Raw genomic sequence first — 16,852 nt, 5'->3', positions numbered from 1 at the left:
TCACCGCGCCAGCGCCTGCAGCTGGGCCAGCGTGTCGGCCTCGCTGGCCGGCTTGTCATGCCGCCAGCGCAGAATGCGCGGGAAGCGTACGGCGATGCCGGATTTGTGCCGTTTGCTGCGGTTCACCGCTTCGAAGCCGAGCTCGAACACCTGCTCGCCACGCACGCTGCGCACCGGCCCGAAGCGCTCGATCGTGTTCGCGCGGATCCACCGGTCCAGCGCGAGGATTTCCTTGTCGTCCAGGCCCGAGTACGCCTTGGCCACCGGCACCAGCGTCTCGCCGTCCCACACCCCGAAGGTGTAATCGGTGTAGAGCGTGCTGCGACGGCCGTGGCCGGACTGCGCGTAGATCATCACCGCATCGATGGTCAGCGGGGCGATCTTCCATTTCCACCAGTCGCCGCGTCGGCGCCCGGCCTGGTAGACAGAGTCGCTGCGTTTGAGCATCAGCCCTTCCACCCCGCGCTCGCGGGCCAGATCGCGCTGTGCTGCCGCCGCGCTCCAATCCGCCACGCGGACCGCCGGAGACAGCATCAGGCGCGGATCCGCCAGCGTGGCGAGCACCTCGGCCAGACGCGCACGCCGTTGCGAGAGCGGCAACCCGCGCAGGTCGTCACCACCCAGTTCAAGCAGATCGTAGGCAAGCACGCGCACCGGCGTATCACGCAGCGTCTTCGGGCCAGGCTTGAGGCGCTGGATGCGCGTCTGCAGCGCGGTGAAGGGCAAGGGCAGATCATCGCCGTCGGCCCAGGCCAGCAACTCGCCATCAATCACGCAGCCATCGGGCAAGGCCATCGCCGCCGCTTCAATCTCCGGGAAGCGGCCATCCAGGCGTTCTTCGCCGCGCGACCACAGCGCGACCTCGCCCTGGCGGCGCAGGACCTGCAGACGGATACCGTCCCATTTCCACTCCACCAGCCAGTCGTCGATCGGCCCGAGCGTGTCGACCTCCGCCTCCAGGGGGGAGGCCAGGAAGAACGGGTAGGGCTGCTGGCGATCTTCCGGCCGCTCTTCCGGTGACAGCAACGCCGCCAGCAGGCCGGGCGTGGGCACCCAACTGCCGAGCATGCGCTGGGCGATGCGCGCGATATCGATGCCGGACCATTCGGCCAGTGCCTGCTGCACCAGCCGCTGTGACACCCCCACGCGCAGCGCGCCGGTCAGCAGCTTGTTGAACACCAGCCGCTCGTCGAAGGCAAGCTGTTGCCACGCCTGCGTGATCGTGGCGTGGCGCACCGGCTCGGGTTGATTGGCCACCGGCAGCAGCTTCTGCTCGATCCAGTCGGCGAGCGCGATATCCGCACCGGCCTGCACCGGATCATCCATCAACAGGGTGAGGGTCTCGGCCAGATCGCCAACCTGGTCATAGCTGTCGTCCACCAGCCACGCCGGTGTGTCGGACCTCTCGGCCACCCACGCGCGCAGCTCGGCGTTGCCGGCGATCTTCTGCCGCGCACTGGTGACCTTGCCGCCGGCCAGCAGGAACAGGGCCCACGCCGCGTCGTGCGGGGGCGCCTGCTGGAAGTAGCGCACCAACGCAGCGCGCTTGTCGCCGGTGGCGGTGCTGCGGTCGAGTTCGCTGTAGAGCGCGGCGAAGCGTTTCATTCTTCGTCCCCGTAGCCGGTGGCGAACGCTTCGGCGGCGACGCCCCGCTCGCACAGGAACCGGATCAGCGCATCGGTATTGCCGTGCGTGGCGATGACGCGGCGGGCGCCGGTCTCGGCGATGGTGCGCAGCAGATCGGGCCAGTCAGCGTGATCGGAGACCACAAAGCCGCGATCGTAGTTGCGCCGGCGGCGGTTGCCACGCACCCGCATCCAGCCGGAGGCAAAGCCCAGCTGCGCGCGCTTGAAGCGGCGCATCCACGCGCTGCCGGCCGCCGAGGGCGGGGCAAGAATCAGCTTGCCGGCGAACTCGGCGCCGCGCGCCTGTTCGCTGACCGGCTCGGTCGCCAGCATCGGGATGCCGGCCTCGCGATAGACCGCCACACCGGTGGCGATCGCACCGTGCAGCAGCGCAGGCTGGTCATCCAGGGGCAGCAGTTCGGCAAGGATCCGCTGTGCTTTGCCGAGCGCGTAGCACAGCAGCACGGCCGCCTCGCCGCGCGCTTCGCACTCGCGGCGCCATGCCACGATGTCAGCGGCGACCTGCGAGGTGTCCGGCCAGCGGTAGACCGGCAGGCCGAAGGTCGCTTCGGTGATGAAGGTGTCGCAGGGCACCACCTCGAACGGGTCGCAGCTCGGATCGGGCTGGCGCTTGTAGTCGCCCGAGGCCACCCAGACCCGTCCGGCATGTGCGATCCGCACCTGGGCCGAGCCGAGCACATGCCCGGCCGAATGCAGTGAGATCTCGGTGTCGCCCAAGGTGAAGCGTTCACCGTAGGCATGCGCGGTGCAGTCCACATCGCCGAGCCGCCAGCGCAGGATCGGCAGCGTTTGCGTGGTGCAGTGGTAGTGGCCCATGCCGTTGCGTGCGTGATCACCATGGCCGTGCGTGATCACCGCGCGCGGAACCGGGCGCCAGGGGTCGATATGGAAATCACCGGCCGGGCAGTACAGCCCCTCCGGGCGCAGCACCACCAGATCGTCGTTGTCGGCATCCGCGTTCATGCCTGCACTGTGCCGACGCGCTCGTGCAGGAGGTGAGAATCCGCATGAACGGCGGCCTGTGCGGGGATGCGGCAGAATCGAGGCCTCTGTCTGCAAGGAGGTCGCCGTGATGACGTCTGCATGGCCCGCGTTCGAGACGCATGAAGTGAGCAACCAGCCGCCGCCCTTCGGGGGCCGCAATCTGTGGGCTGACGACGGGGCGCTGGCGGAGGCGGTGCAGCGCGAGGGCGGAGCCGCCTTCATCGGGCAGCTGGCGCGCTATGGCGGTCTCGCCGGCGATGAGCTTTACCGGATCGGCTTCGATGCCAATCGCGATCGCCCGCGCCTGCGCACCCACGATGGGCAGGGTCATCGCATCGACACCGTTGAGTTCCATCCGGCGTACCACCAGTTGATGACGGCAGCGAAAACGCATGGCGTGGCCGGGCTGTCGTGGCACGACGGCCGTCCTGGTGCACATGTCGCACGCGCGGCGTTGAGCTATCTGCATCACCAGGCCGAGGCCGGCACCAGTTGCCCGCTGACGATGACCCACGCGGCGGTCGCGGTGTTGCGGCAGGATCCTTCGCTGGCCGAATGGGCGGCCAAGGCGGCAGCCCCGGAGTACGACCCGCGCGATGTGCCGATCGCCGACAAAGCCGGCATCACCCTGGGCATGGGCATGACCGAGAAGCAGGGTGGTTCGGACGTGCGCAGCAACACCACGCGCGCCGAGCCCCAGGCCGATGGCAGCTATGCGTTGATCGGGCACAAGTGGTTCTTCTCCGCGCCGATGTCCGATGGCTTCCTGGTGCTGGCGCAGGCACCGGGTGGCGTGAGTTGTTTCCTGATGCCGCGACGCCTGGCCGATGGCAACCGCAACGCGTTCCGCCTGATGCGCTTGAAGGACAAGCTCGGGGATTGGTCCAACGCGTCCAGCGAAGTCGAATTATGCGGGGCCTGGGCGCAGCGTATTGGCGAGGAGGGGCGAGGGGTGTCGACCATCATCGGCATGGTCATGATGACGCGGCTGGACTGCATGCTCGGTGCGGCAGCGGAAATGCGCATGGCGCTGGCCCAGGCGCTGCATCACACGCGGTATCGCAGCAGCTTTGGCAAGCGCTTGTCCGAGCACCCGCTGATGACCAATGTGCTGGCCGATCTGGCGGTCGAGTCCGAAGCGGCCACGGTATTCGCGATGCGCGTCGCGCGCGCCGTGGATCAGGCTGCCACCGATCCTCAGCAGGCTGCGTTCGCGCGCATCGCTACCGCGGTGGGGAAGTACTGGGTGTGCAAGCGGGCCGCGGTGTTCGTCAACGAAGCCCAGGAGTGCCTTGGCGGCGCGGGCTATGTCGAGGAGTCGATGCTGCCGCGGCTGTATCGGCAGGCGCCACTGAATTCGATCTGGGAAGGCAGCGGCAACATCCAATGCCTGGACGTGCTGCGTGCGCTGTCGCGCGAACCGCAGGTGCTGCATGCACTGGAGGCGGAGCTGGACACCGTGGCCGGTGTGGATGCGATCTATGACGCCGCGTTGCGGGCGTTGCGTGCGCAGCTGGCGGAAACGCCGGAAGAAGCGCAGGCGCGTCGCATCACCGAACGCCTGGCGCTGGTGTTGCAGGCTGCCGTGCTGCTGCGCGCGCAGAGCCCGAACGCATCGGTCTTCATCCGCTCACGGCTCGGTGCCGAGCATGGGATGGCGTTCGGGACGCTGCCGGCCGATGTGGACTTCGGCACCGTCCTGAGCCGCGCACTGCCGTAACGCAAACGCCCCCTCCGGGGAGGGGGCGTTGCGACAACCACGGTTCGACCAGCGTGTCTGGCTCAGCGCTTGGCTTCGTTGGCGTTCTTCTGCGCGTCATCGGCAACGTCACGCGCCTTGTCGGCCACCTTCTGCGCGGCATCGGCGGTGGAATCGCTGGCGTGGGCGGCGGCATCCTTGGCGGCGACCTTGGCTTCGCCAGCGGCTTCGGAGGTTGCGGCCGCCGCGCGGTCGAGCGCCTGCTGGGTATCGGCGGCGGCGCGCTCGGAGGCGGCAGCCGCGTCATCGGCGGCATTGCGGGTCGCTGCGGCAGCCTTGTCGACGGCTTCGCGCGCGGCGGCGTTGGTGCTGTCGGCGGCCTGGGCGGCATCGCGACGGGCCTGTTCGGCCTCCGGGCCCTTGCACGCGGCCAGGCCGAGCAGCAGGGAGGCGGCCAGCAGGGAGGTGGTCAGCGGACGGATCTTCATGTGGCGCTCCGGTAAGGCGATGGATGGGAGGCCAGCCTATTCATGCGTCTGTGAAGAACCGGTGGGTGGCGTTGCCTGCAAAGCACGCGCCCAAAGAAAAAGCCGCTGGCGAACCAGCGGCTTCTTCAGACTTGCTTGAAGAAAGAAGTTATTACTTCTTGGCTTCTTCAGCAGCGTCCTTGGCCTTCTCGGCGGTGCCTTCGGCAGCCTTGGCAGCGTCAGCAGCCTGGTCGGCAGCAGCGTCGGTGGCAGCGCCAGCAGCCTGGGCAGCGGCATCAGCCGAAGCGTCAGCAGCGGTGGTGGCGGTGTCAGCAGCAGCCTGGGCAGCGTCAGCAGCCGGGGCGCCAGCAGCAGCGGCCTGGTCAGCAGCGGCCTGGGCGTCAGCGGCAGCTTCGTTGGCCGAAGCGGCGGCGTCAGCAGCCTGCTCCTGCTTCGAGCAGGCGGTCAGAGCCAGGCCCAGGGCCATTGCGATCAGCAGCTTGTTGATGCTCATTGTTGTGAATCCTCGTCGTTAGATTAGGCAACGCGCTATTGCGCGCCCGGCAACATGATGACAAGCCAAGATTGGCTGTCAAGCGATCGCGCATTCAGTTTTGAGAAATGCGCGTTAAATCAAATCAAATCAATTCGATAGCGATGGCAGTTGCTTCGCCGCCGCCGATGCACAGGGTAGCAATTCCGCGCTTGGCCTCACGCTTGCGCAATGCGTTCACCAGTGTGACCACCAAGCGCGCACCCGAGGCACCGATGGGATGGCCCAGTGCGCAGGCGCCACCGTTGACGTTGACCTTGTCATGCGGGATGCCCAGTTCGCGGATCGGTGCCATCGCCACGACGGCGAAGGCTTCGTTGATCTCGAACAGGTCCACCTGGTCCAGCGTCCAGCCGGTTTTTTCCAGCAGCTTCTGGATCGCACCGATCGGCGCGGTGGTGAACCACTCCGGCGCCTGCGAGTGGGTGGCGTGGCCGACGATGCGGGCCAGCGGCTGCAGCCCGCGGGCTGCAGCGTCCTCTTCGGACAGCAGCACCACGGCGGCAGCGCCGTCGGAGATGCTCGAGGAACTGGCCGCGGTGACCGTGCCGTCCTTCTTGAAGGCCGGACGCAGGGTCGGGATCTTGGTGACGTCCGAACGGCCCGGCTGCTCGTCCTGCGCGAACTCGACCTCACCCTTGCGGGTGCTCACCTTCACCGGGACGATTTCATCGTCGAAGGCGCCATTGGCCTGCGCAGCCAGCGCACGGCGCACCGATTCGATGGCGAAGGCATCCTGCTCCTCGCGGCTGACCTGGAACTTCTCGACGGTGCACTCGGCGAACTCACCCATCGCTTTGCCGTCATAGGCATTGACCAGGCCGTCGTGGGCCATGTGGTCGACCGCCTGGAAATTGCCGAAGCGGTTGCCGGTACGTGAGTTGGGGAGCATGTGCGGGGCGTTGGACATCGATTCCATGCCGCCGGCAACCACGATGCTGGCCGAGCCGGCCTTGATCAGGTCATGCCCCAGCATGATGGCCTTCATGCCCGAGCCGCACACCTTGTTGAGGGTGGTGGCGCCGGTGGAGACCGGAATCCCGGCGGCGATCGCGGCCTGGCGAGCCGGCGCCTGGCCGAGATTGGCCGGCAGCACGCAGCCCATGATCACTTCGGAAACGTCCGCAGCCGGGATCCCGGAGTGTTCCAGGGCCGCGGCGATCGCGGTGGCCCCGAGGGTCGGCGTCGGCACGCCATTGAACTGGCCCAGGAAGGAGCCGATGGCAGTGCGCTTGGCGGCGGCGATGACGATGTTGGACATGTGCAATCTCTTTGGTGCGTGAGCGAAGAGCGGAATGGGAACGCGGGCGTTGGAAGCCGACGCATTTCCCGGCAGACTGCGTGGGGGTCGGTCCAGTATAGAGGGTCGGCATTGACCGCCGGTGTCTGCCCGGGAGGCCGACAGGTGGGGAAGGTCCATTCACAAGGGGAGCGGGGATGAAACAGGTTGTGATCGGCAGGTCGGCCCTGGCCGCGGCGTTGGCCTTGGCGTTGAGCGCCTGTGGAGGCGGGGGCAGCAATGTCCGCGGGGACCTGGAGCCATCGCCTCCACCGACCACCCCGCCGTCGCCGCCCCCCACCACGCCCCCGACGCCACCGCCGACCACGGCACCGCCGGCACAGCCGGCCTTCGATGCGCACCTGAGCATCATCCAGGCCGGTCCCGCGCAGGCGGCCGGCTGGACCGGCGCCGGCGTGCGCATCGGCGTAGTCGATTCAGGCGTCAACCGCAGCCATCCGGCGCTCAACGGGCGCGTCGTGGCCAGTTACAACTACGTCGATCCGCGGGTGAACAACCTCAACGTGGATGATGTGGTCGGGCATGGCACCGTGGTGTCCCAGTTGGCTGCCGGTCGCCGGGTGGGAAGCTGGCCAGGCGGTGTGGCGACGGATGCGCAGATCGTGTCGGCACGGATCATCGCCGACAAAAGCCCGGTCGATGATGGGTCCGGCAGCGGCAACCAGGTCAGCGGTGCGCTGGGCCTGGCGCCCGTGCACCAGGATCTGATCAATGCCGGCGTCAAGATCATGAACAACTCGTGGGGCGGCCTGTACTGGACCAATCCGGCCGCCACCGCGCCGATTGCCCAGGAGTACCGTCCTTTCATCATCGGCAATGGCGGCCTGGTGGTGTTCGCGACCGGCAACGAGAGCAAGGCCAATCCCTCCAGCATGGCGGCCCTGCCCAGCCAGCCGGGCACCGGCGGCAGCCTGCCGGCAGCGGATCTGGAGCGTGGCTGGCTCAGCGTGACCGCGGTCGATACCGCCGACCCGGGCAAGCTGGCTTCCTACGCCAACGCGTGCGGCGTGGCAGCACGCTATTGCCTCGCCGCCCCGGGCACCGCGGCGTACGTCGATCCGGCCAACACCGGCGGCACGCCCACGTACTACTACGGCTCGGGCACGTCCTATGCAGCGCCGCTGGTCTCCGGTGCGGCCGCACTGGTGTGGCAGAAGTACCCGTACTTCACCAACGACCTGGTGCGCCAGACCCTGCTCGGCACGGCGACCGATCTCGGCGCAGGTGGCGTGGACAGCACCTTCGGTTATGGCCTGCTCAACATCGCCAAGGCGATCAACGGGCCGGCCCGGTTCGACTGGGGCGACACCACCGTCAATGTCGCGACGGTCGGCCTGGACTCGGTCTGGGCCAACGACATCAGCGGCGCTGGCGGACTGATCAAGCAGGGCGCTGGATCACTGACGCTGGCCGGTGTCAGCACCTACAGCGGTGACACCCGCATCGAACGCGGCACGCTCGCGCTGCGCGGTGGCGCCTCGATCCGTTCCAATGTGCTCATCGCGCCGCAGGCCGGCAGCCCCGACAATGCGGCCCTGCAGTTCATGAACGGCACCACACGGGTCGGGGGCAACGTGGACAACGGCGCCAGCGTGATCCTGCGCAGTGCCAACATCGACGCCACCATCGAGGGCAATTACGTGCAGCGCGCCGGTGCGCAGCTGGTGGTGGCGCTCGGCGCCAATGCGCTCAAGATCAACGGTACGGCGTCGCTGGCCGGCAACGTGCACGTAAACAGCATCCTCAGTGGTTACGTGGCCGCGGATGGGCGCACGCAGGCGCTGCTGCATGCCGATGGTGGCGTGAGCGGCACGTTTGCCGAGGTGACCAACGCGCTGGCGACGGGCACGCTGATCCAGACCCGCCTGATCCACGCGAGCAACGATGTCAGCCTGGTCACCGACCGGATCAACGTCACCAGCGCGGCCCAGCAAGCAGGCCTGGGCGGCATCACGCTGGCCTCGGCGGCGCGGGTGGAATCGGCGTTCGAGGTCCTTGATGGCAGCGCAGGTGCGCTGGCCGGCTTCGCGGGGGCGGCCGGTGAGCTGCAGCGCGTGGATGGGACCGGCGCATTGCAGGCGAGCCTGGACAGCCTCTCTGGCAAGGCCCATGCGCTGGCGGCCGCATCGACCTTCGACAGCATCGACATGAACCGCCGTGCGCTCTCTGCCCGCGTTGGCGAAGTGCAGGGCGCACCGCGTCTGCGCGGTACCTGGCAAAGCGCGCTGGGCGAGGCCGGGCAGGGCAGCTTTGCCGGCAACGGCGTGGCCACCCGGGGCTGGATGATGGGGCAGGACATGGCGCTGGGCAGCCACGGCATGCTGGGGTTCGCCTTCGGTGAGACGCGCAGCTTCGGCGGCCGTGACTGGGGCAGCGACCGTGGGCGCGACCGCCAGTCGCAGGCGCAGTTGTATGCAGGCTGGGGCACCGGCCGTGCCTATGCGATGGGGCAGCTGGGGGCGGGTCAGTTCACGCGCGAGATCGACCGCCAGCTGCTGCTTGGCGCGGGCCAGTACGGTGTCAATGCACGCTATGGCGGCAGCTTCAGTGCAGCCAGCGTGGAATCGGGGTATCGCTTCGGCAACGCCATCGCGTCGCTGACGCCGTATCTGGGCGCCGAGTATGCCCGCGTGGACAGCGACGGTTTCAGCGAGCAGGGCGGCATGGGCTTCGGCCTGCGCACGCTCGATGCGGTCAGTACGCGCACCCAGGCCTTGATCGGCATGCGTGCCGAGCGTCGCTGGGGTGGGTGGTCGCTGCGCGGCTATGCCGAGTGGCAGCAGCACCTGGCCAGTACGGGGCAGGTGCAGGCGGCCAGTTTCGTGGGCGTGGAGGCTTGGGCGCCACTGTCCGGCCTGCAGCCGACGCGCTCGGGCGGCCTGTTCGGGCTGTCGGTGGAATCGTGGTTGAGCCGCAACACGCGCCTGGCGTTCGGCTATGACCAGCGGTTCGGCCCGCGTGGCGATCTGCGCCAGGTGCAGCTGCGCTACTCGGCCGGGTTCTGAGGGCAGGCCCCACCGCGAGGGGCGCTACAAAAAAGAGGGCGCGATCCATGATCGCGCCCTCTTCGTTTTGATCGCCGCAGCAGATCAGTTGCCGCGCAGCGTTCCCAGCCGCGGCGTGGCGCGGCCCAGCGGCATCTTCAACTTTCCGATCGACAGGATGCGCGACTCGGCGATCTGATCGGCGGCGCGCTGTGGCGCGATGCCTTCGCTCTGCGACAGCGCGAAGATGCGGCCCAGGTTGTGGTAAATGCTGCGGATCAGGCGCATCGCACGCTCGCGGTTGTAGCCGTCGATTTCCAGCGAGACGTTCATCACGCCGCCAGCGTTGACCGCGTAATCGGGCGCGTACAGGATGCCGCGCGCATGCAGCTCGTCACCCACGTCCAGGCTGGAGAGCTGGTTGTTGGCGGTGCCGCAGACGATCTTGCACTTCAGGCGCGGCAGCGTCTCCGGGTTGATCGCACCTTCCAGCGCACACGGGGCGAAGATGTCGGCGTTGACGTCGTAGATGTCCTCCGGCTTGACGGCTTCGGCACCGTACTCGGTCACCGCACGCTCGACCCGCGCGCTGTCCAGGTCGCTGACGTACAGCTTGGCGCCGCGGTCGCGCAGCAGCTTCACCAGTTCCATGCCGATGTGGCCCAGGCCCTGCACCGCGATGCTGGCCTTGCCGACTTCCTCATGGCCCAGCTTGTGCTGCATCGAGGCCATCAGCGCCTGCAGCGCGCCATAGGCAGTGAACGGTGCCGGATCGCCGGAGCCACCGTGGACCTGGTGCACGCCGGTGACGTATTCGCTTTCCAGGTAGATGTTCTCCATGTCGTTGACGTCGGTGCCGACATCTTCGGCGGTGATGTAACGCCCGCCCAGCGAATCCACATAACGGCCGAACGCGCGGAACAGCACTTCGGTCTTGTCGCGCTTGGGGTCACCGATGATCACGGCCTTGCCACCACCCACGTTGAGGCCGGCCAGCGCGTTCTTGTAGGTCATGGTGCGGCTCAGCCGCAACGCATCTTCCAGAGCCTCGTCGGTACTGGCGTAGGGACGCATGCGCACACCGCCCAGGGCCGGGCCCAGCGTGGTGTTGTGGATCGCGATGATCGCCCTCAGGCCGGCATCGCGGTTGTGGCAGAACACCACTTGCTCGTGACCGGTAGATTCGAGGGTTTCAAATAACATGGTGGCTCCGATGGTGCGAACGGTGGCGAACAGCGGTGAACGCGCCAGCAAAAGGTGGGGTGTAAAACAAAAAAAGCGACGTCGTCGGGTCTCGGACGGGTCGCGCGGCGCCATTCTAGAGCATTCCGCTGGAGGGTGTTGTCAGGGGCCCCCGGTGACGGGCCGGGCCGGCGCCATCGCGGCCGCCATTAAAGTTGCTGACCTGCAGGCCGATGCCGTCGCAAGGGTGTGCATCACCGGCAATCGCAGGACGGATCACGTGGGCGCAGTCGCAACAAGGCAAGTGCGGTACCCCACGTGGCCAGGAGCCCTGGCGTGACGGGCGCGGTCCTCATCGCGGTCCTGGTGGCAGCCCTGCTGGGTGGGGCGCTGCTGCTCCGCCGTCGGCGGGCCGTGGCAGCGCCATCGGCCGCCCGCGCGGCACGCGGGCACTCCCCGGCGGCAGCGGCCGCGGCCCCGCCCCTGTGCCAGGGGGCCGATCCGGTGGCTGCCCTGCAGGCCGGCCTGCACGCGCTTGCCCTGGTGCCGCGCAGTGGCGATGCCGCCGATGCCGCCGTGCGGCACACGGTCGAGCTTCGCGATGCGGTCACCGCGTCGCTGCTGGCCCGGGACTGGTCGGCCAAGCACCTGCCCCGCCGTCCGCAGCTGCTGCCGCAGCTCATCCAGACCGTCAACGACAGCGACGCCTCGGCGCGCGCGATGGCCGGGATCATCGGCCAGGATCCGGTGCTGACCGGCAACCTGCTGCGCATTGCCAACAGTCCCGTCTACCGGGTGCAGGCCAAGCCGGTGGAAACTCTGCAGCGCGCCGTCACCCTGGTCGGCACCGACGGCATCCGCCAGATCATCAGCGCGGTGCTGGTGCAGCCGGTGATGCAGCTGCAGTGCGATGCGTTTCCGCAGTTCAGCGCGGTGATCTGGGAGCATGCGCTGCTGGCCTCGCGCGTTGCCGCCGACCATGCGCGCACGGTGACCCATGAGGACGGTTTCGCTGCGCAGTGGCTTGGCCTGACCCAGGGGCTCGGCGCGGCGCTGGTGATGCGCCACCTGCTCGATGCCTGCGCGCAGCAGCAGGTGGCCGCGCCGCCGCGCGTGCTGGCCGCCGACCTGCTCGATAGCTGGACCCTGCCGGTGGCGAGCCGGATCGCCGCGGCATGGGAGTTGCCCAAGGCCGTGCATGACGCCCTGATCCGGCAGAGCGGCACCGGCCTGGCCGCGAGCCTGCGGTTCGCGCGGGCAGTGGCTGCGGCCAGCCTGCTGTGTCGCCATGGCCAGATCGGGCAGGTCCAGGCACTGGCCTGGCTGGAACAACTGGACGACACCCCGCCGCATGCGCTGCAGTGGATCTGGCGGCGCGTCCATGGGCGTGCGGTGGAAACGCTGGAGGGCGATGAGCCCGGCGTCGAGGTGGAGCAGGCTGGCTGAGCTAGAGCTGTGACTCCAGCGGCAGCCAGCTGATCGCGCGCGCGCTGGCCCGCAGCCAGAACCCGGCATCGGGTTCGGTGTACAGCCAATGCGGCGGCTGCGCATCACGCTCCAGCCAGCGGACGTCGCCCTCCGGACCCAGCGTTACCCAGTAACTCTGCCGCGGGTCGGCCAGGTGCAGGTATTCCTTGCGCAGCTGGCCCGCCAGCACCGGATCGTCGAACAGCACGCCCATCTCGGTGTTCAGATAGGCCGAGCGCGGGTCCAGATTGAACGAGCCGACGAAGCCGCGCCGGTCGTCGATCATGAAGGCCTTGGTGTGCAGGCTGGCGCCACTGCTGCCGAACAGACCGCCGCCATCGACGTTGCCGCGCGATTTGAGCTCGTACAGCTGCACGCCACTGCGCAGCAACGGTGCCCGGTAGTGCATGTAACCGCTGTGCACGGCGGCCACATCATTGGCAGCCAGGGAGTTGGTGATGACCGCAACCTGGGCCCCGCGCGCGACCATCGCAGCCAAGCCTTCAGTGCCGTCCTCGCCGGGCACGAAGTAGGGCGAGATCAGCAGGGCTTTGTGTTGGGCGCTTTCCAGTTCCTGCACCAGGCGCGTGACCAGCCAGCCGGCCTGATCGTCGCGGCGGTGCTTCATCGGCGGGTCCGAGGCGATCTCCACGTGGTGTGACCAGTGCAGATCCAGCGCATCGCGGTAATACGATTTCTCTGCCTGCGAACGCGCCACGCGTTCCAGGTAGGGCTTGGCACTGTCCAGTCGCGCTTCGTGCTCGCTTTCGCGGATCAGCAGGCGCAGCTGCGGTTCGGTGTAGAACGCCAGCGCACGGATCGGCACGGCGGTATCGCTGTTCCAGTAATCGTCGAAAATCGTGTTGGCCTGCTGCACCGCGTTGCCGGCCACCAGCAGGTCCAGGTCGCGGAAGTTCACATCCGGGCGTGCGCTGAAATACTCCTCGCCGATGTTGCGGCCACCGACGATCGCCACGCGCCCGTCGGCGATCCATGACTTGTTGTGCATCCGGTGGTTGACGCTGAAAACGCGCTGCACCATCTCGACCAGGCGCCAGAGCCCGTTGCGGTTGCGGAACGGGTTGTACAGGCGGATCTCGATGTTGGGGTGCGCATCGAGCGCCATCATCAGCGCGTCCTTGTCCTGCGCGTTCATGTCATCGAGCAGGATGCGGACCCGCACGCCGCGCTCGGCGGCGCGGTACAGCTCGTTGGCCATGAGATGGCCGATGAGGTCGTCGTGCCAGATGTAGTACTGCAGGTCCAGGCTGCGCCCGGCGTGCTGGGTGATCACCGCGCGTGCGGCGTATGCGTCCAGCCCATCGGACAGGAAGGCCACACCGGTCTGGCCGGGGTGCTCGGCCTGCAGGCGGACCAGCTCGCGATCGATCGGGGTCTGGTCGGCCTGCGTGGGCAGCACCGTCGAACGCTCGCCAACGGCCTGCGGGGTGAGGTGATCGGCCAGCAGCAGGCCGCTGAGGACCAGCAGGATCAGCAGGGCGACAACGATCCCCAGCCAGCGCAGCAGCCGGCGCCAGAACGGTTTTTTCTCGGTCATGCCCCGATCGTAAGCGGCCGGGGCGTGCAGGGCGAGTGCTGGCGCGGTTTAGAAACGCTCGTCCGGCGCCAGGTAACGCCACTGGCCGGGGACCAGCTTGCCCATCGCCACGCGGCCGATGCGCAGGCGGCGGATGCTGATGACCTCCAGCCCGACCTGGGCGCACATGTCGCGCAGCTGGCCCGGATGCACCGGTTTGATCGCAAAGCGCAGGCGGGTTTCGTTCTGCCAGCTCACCTTGCACGGTGGCAACGGCCAGCTGCGGAAGCTCAGGCCGTGCGCGAGGCGCTTCATGCCGTAGGGCGCCAGCTCGCCACTGACTTCCACCAGGTATTCCTGCTCCAGCGTTGCGCCGCGATCCTTCAGGTGCGAGATCACGCGCCCGTCCTGGCTGACCACGACCAGGCCGCTTTCGTCATCGGACAGCGGCATCACCCGTTGCAGGGCGTGGAAATGCCGCTGCAGCAGGGTCACACCGGTGGCGTCGAGTTCACTGCGGCTTTCCGGGGTCACCAGCGCGCACAGTTCGTCCGAGCGCATGCCGGCCGGCTTGTGCAGCAGCATGCTCACGGTCTCGGTGCGGGTCGCCTCGGCGTTCTCGCGCAGCACGATGTCCTCGTCGGTGACCATCGTCTGCGGCTGTTCGACCACCTGGCCGTTGACGGTCACCCAGCCGCCCTCGATATAGCGCTGGGCGTCGCCGCGGGAGCAGCCGATCAGGCTGGTCAGGCGTTTGTCGAGTCGGATCGGGTCGGTCATCGGGCTGGCAACATAAAACGGGAAGCGGGCGGGGAGTGTACTGGCTGGGGCCCGGCGCTGCGCGATGAGGGCCGCTGCGGCTCAGGCCGCCGTGCGTTCCAGGTGGGTCAAGTACAGGCGCAGATCGAACTCCAGTTGGTGGTAATCCGCTTCCATGTGGGTGCACAGCTGGTAGAACGCCTTGTTGTGGTCCGATTCCTTCAGATGGGCCAGCTCGTGCACCACGATCATCTTCAGGAACGGGGCCGGTGCCTCGCGGAACACCGTGGCGATGCGGATCTCGCGGCTGGCCTTGAGCCGGCTGCCCTGCACCCGCGAGACCGTGGTGTGGGTGCCCAGCGCATGCTTGAGGACCTGCAGCCTGCTGTCGTAGATCACCTTGGACAGCGGCGCGGACTGGCGCAGGTAGCGCTCTTTCAGGCCCTGGGTGTAGTCGTACAGCTGGCGGTCGTTGCGCACCGTATGCAGTTCGGCATAGCGGCGCTCCAGCCAGGGCCCCAGCCGGTCGCCCGCGATCAGCTCGCGCACCTGCTGCTGCAGGGCGTCGGGATAGCCGGCGAGGTACTTCAGGGCGGTCATCGGGCGGTTGGGACGGGGCGGGCAGACCAGTATGATGGCCTCCGGAATCCCGCAACAACAGATGCTAGGCGTATGGCGAAGGCAAATCCCCTGCAGGAGCAGCTGCTCAAAGCTGGGCTGGTCAAGAAATCCCAGGTCTCCCAGGCCGCCCGTGAACAGGTGAAAGCCCGTCACGGCAAGGCTCCGGCCGCGCCCAGCGAAAGCCAGCGCGAGGCCGAGCGCCTGCGCGCGGAAAAGGCCGAGCGCGATCGCGCGCTGGAAGCCGAGCGCAAAGCCAAGGCCCACGCCCAGGAACTGCAGGCCCAGGTCCGCCAGATCATCGAGGCGCACAAGGTCAAGCGTGAAGGCGAAAGCGAGTACCGCTTCAATGACGGCACGCTGATCCGCACGATGCTGGTCAACAACATGCTGCGCCGCCAACTGGCCTCGGGCAGCCTGGTGATCGTGCGCCATGGTGACGGTTTCGAACTGCTGCCGCGGGCGGCGGCCGAGAAGGTCCGTGAGCGCGATGCCAGCGTGATCGTGCTCGACAACAGCCAGCCCGGCAGCGAGCCGAGCACCGGCAATGCCGAGGACGATGCGTACTACGCCCAGTTCCAGGTGCCGGACGACCTGGTCTGGTAAGCCACGTCTGAAGCGTTCACCCGGCGCCGCGTGCGTTCAGCCCCGCGTCGGCTGGGCGCGGTGACCCGGGTCTATGCTGGTTCTCTGGCACCGGCATGGGAGACACATCATGGCGACAGGTTGGGCAGGCGACGGCGCCGTCCAGGATCAGATCGACGCCACCGTCGATGAGGCCATCCAGCGCGCCCGCGCACAGCTGCGCGACGGCCCCGGATTGACCCACTGCGAGCACTGCGACGCGCCCATTCCCGAGGCGCGGCGGAAGGCCGTACCCGGCGTACGCCTGTGCGTGCGCTGCCAGGAAGAAGAGGACGCCGCCCAGCAGGAGGGTAGCGGCTACAACCGCCGCGGCAGCAAGGACAGCCAGCTGCGCTAGGTCGCGATCCTGCGCCGGGCATTGCCTGGCCGACGGCGGCGCGGACTCAGCCGTCCCCTTGAATCCCGCCCGGCGCCTGCGAAGGATCGCGCCAACGGCGGACGGTGCGTTGGAAGAACATGTTGTTGGGCATCTGCAGGACCGTGCCTTCATGCCCGCTGCCGGTTTCCTGCAACGTGGTGTAGATCAGATTGATATCGATCACGCGGCCCTTGAGTCCAGGCTTCTCACCGTTCTCCAGCAGCTCGATGTAATCGTGCAGGCGGAACGGGCGCGTGGTGAAGATCAGCAGCGTGCAGAAGATGTTCGACAACACGCTCCACGCCGCGAAGAACGCCACCGCGCCGACCGCGGCAAACCCGGTGAAGGCGGTCCACAGCACCGTGGCCGAGACGCCTACGATGTTGAGCACGATCAGCAGCACGGTGAAATACACCACGAAGGTGAACACCCGGCGCGCGCCCATGATCATTTCCGGCGGCAGCGTGTAGTGCTCACCGACGCGGCGGATCAGCCGCCGGGCAACCAGCCGCAGCAGCCAGGCCACCAGCAGGGTCACCAGAATCTGCAGGGCAGGGACCCCGTAGTGCAGCCATTCGTGGGTCCAGGCGGGCAGATGGTCTTTCATGGGGACGGAATTCCTTTGCAGCGATAGTGCCGATCCCGCCATGGTA

The 16,852-nt window shown here is 67.8% G+C and carries 15 protein-coding genes; 5 read left to right on the top strand and 10 right to left on the bottom strand.

All coding sequences use genetic code 11. The annotated features are described in order from the left end of the window. Together ACWV8V_RS09820 and ACWV8V_RS09815 are read right to left on the bottom strand one after the other, a co-directional pair. On the bottom strand, positions 1 to 1,605 hold the full coding sequence (locus ACWV8V_RS09820; protein ID WP_259259544.1) for an ATP-dependent DNA ligase: 1,605 nt from the start codon (positions 1,603 to 1,605) through the stop codon (positions 1 to 3). Next, positions 1,602 to 2,609 carry a ligase-associated DNA damage response exonuclease gene (locus ACWV8V_RS09815; protein WP_455899565.1) on the bottom strand — a complete coding sequence of 336 codons (1,008 nt, stop codon included), beginning with the start codon at positions 2,607 to 2,609 and terminating at the stop codon, positions 1,602 to 1,604. The genes ACWV8V_RS09820 and ACWV8V_RS09815 overlap by 4 nt, the downstream gene beginning before the upstream one ends. A gap of 109 nt (positions 2,610 to 2,718) precedes the next feature. Here ACWV8V_RS09815 and ACWV8V_RS09810 point away from each other — a divergent pair, with 109 nt between their 5' ends. Continuing rightward, a complete protein-coding gene (locus ACWV8V_RS09810) occupies positions 2,719 to 4,350 on the top strand; it encodes an isovaleryl-CoA dehydrogenase (protein WP_455899564.1) in 1,632 nt (543 codons plus the stop codon). 62 nt (positions 4,351 to 4,412) lie between these two features. Here ACWV8V_RS09810 and ACWV8V_RS09805 read toward each other — a convergent pair whose 3' ends face one another. The 3 genes from ACWV8V_RS09805 to ACWV8V_RS09795 form a co-directional block, all read right to left on the bottom strand. Continuing rightward, positions 4,413 to 4,817, bottom strand: coding sequence for a hypothetical protein (locus ACWV8V_RS09805; RefSeq protein ID WP_346468254.1), 405 nt, complete (start codon positions 4,815 to 4,817; stop codon positions 4,413 to 4,415). Positions 4,818 to 4,968: 151 nt separating this feature from the next. Further along, positions 4,969 to 5,310, bottom strand: a complete 342-nt coding sequence (locus ACWV8V_RS09800) for a hypothetical protein (protein ID WP_088434503.1) — start codon at positions 5,308 to 5,310, stop codon at positions 4,969 to 4,971. Positions 5,311 to 5,434: 124 nt separating this feature from the next. Continuing rightward, the gene (locus ACWV8V_RS09795) at positions 5,435 to 6,610 is read right to left on the bottom strand and encodes a thiolase family protein (protein WP_455899563.1); all 1,176 of its coding nucleotides are present in this window, start codon (positions 6,608 to 6,610) and stop codon (positions 5,435 to 5,437) included. Between the two features lie 176 nt (positions 6,611 to 6,786). Between ACWV8V_RS09795 and ACWV8V_RS09790 the strand changes: the two genes are divergently transcribed. Next, a complete protein-coding gene (locus ACWV8V_RS09790; RefSeq protein WP_455899562.1) occupies positions 6,787 to 9,654 on the top strand; it encodes a S8 family serine peptidase in 2,868 nt (955 codons plus the stop codon). Between the two features lie 84 nt (positions 9,655 to 9,738). Here the strand turns inward: ACWV8V_RS09790 and ACWV8V_RS09785 are convergent, their stop codons facing one another. Then, complete coding sequence (locus ACWV8V_RS09785) at positions 9,739 to 10,836, bottom strand: Glu/Leu/Phe/Val dehydrogenase dimerization domain-containing protein (protein ID WP_123730882.1); 1,098 nt, start codon at positions 10,834 to 10,836, stop codon at positions 9,739 to 9,741. 342 nt (positions 10,837 to 11,178) lie between these two features. Between ACWV8V_RS09785 and ACWV8V_RS09780 the strand changes: the two genes are divergently transcribed. Beyond that, a complete protein-coding gene (locus ACWV8V_RS09780; protein WP_429000514.1) occupies positions 11,179 to 12,261 on the top strand; it encodes an HDOD domain-containing protein in 1,083 nt (360 codons plus the stop codon). A gap of 1 nt (position 12,262) precedes the next feature. Here ACWV8V_RS09780 and ACWV8V_RS09775 read toward each other — a convergent pair whose 3' ends face one another. The 3 genes from ACWV8V_RS09775 to ACWV8V_RS09765 form a co-directional block, all read right to left on the bottom strand. After that, complete coding sequence (locus ACWV8V_RS09775) at positions 12,263 to 13,840, bottom strand: phospholipase D family protein (RefSeq protein WP_455899561.1); 1,578 nt, start codon at positions 13,838 to 13,840, stop codon at positions 12,263 to 12,265. A 48-nt stretch (positions 13,841 to 13,888) separates the two neighbouring features. Then, positions 13,889 to 14,599, bottom strand: a complete 711-nt coding sequence (locus ACWV8V_RS09770) for an rRNA pseudouridine synthase (protein WP_259259552.1) — start codon at positions 14,597 to 14,599, stop codon at positions 13,889 to 13,891. Positions 14,600 to 14,680: 81 nt separating this feature from the next. Further along, the gene (locus ACWV8V_RS09765; RefSeq protein ID WP_259259553.1) at positions 14,681 to 15,178 is read right to left on the bottom strand and encodes a M48 family metallopeptidase; all 498 of its coding nucleotides are present in this window, start codon (positions 15,176 to 15,178) and stop codon (positions 14,681 to 14,683) included. Positions 15,179 to 15,250: 72 nt separating this feature from the next. Here ACWV8V_RS09765 and ACWV8V_RS09760 point away from each other — a divergent pair, with 72 nt between their 5' ends. Then, entirely contained in the window at positions 15,251 to 15,802 is a 552-nt protein-coding gene (locus ACWV8V_RS09760) for a DUF2058 domain-containing protein (RefSeq protein WP_346468249.1), read from the top strand. Between the two features lie 109 nt (positions 15,803 to 15,911). Then, complete coding sequence (locus tag ACWV8V_RS09755) at positions 15,912 to 16,178, top strand: DksA/TraR family C4-type zinc finger protein (protein ID WP_121038682.1); 267 nt, start codon at positions 15,912 to 15,914, stop codon at positions 16,176 to 16,178. A gap of 46 nt (positions 16,179 to 16,224) precedes the next feature. On the opposite strand, the gene ACWV8V_RS09750 is transcribed toward ACWV8V_RS09755, so the two are convergent. Beyond that, positions 16,225 to 16,806: a mechanosensitive ion channel family protein gene (locus tag ACWV8V_RS09750; RefSeq protein ID WP_121038679.1), complete on the bottom strand. Its 582-nt coding sequence runs from the start codon at positions 16,804 to 16,806 to the stop codon at positions 16,225 to 16,227. Between the last annotated feature and the right edge of the window lie 46 nt (positions 16,807 to 16,852).

Source organism: Stenotrophomonas sp. Ker107b, from assembly GCF_053847245.1.
Note: the sequence above shows the minus strand (reverse complement) of the source record. Positions and strands in the feature narration are given on the sequence as shown.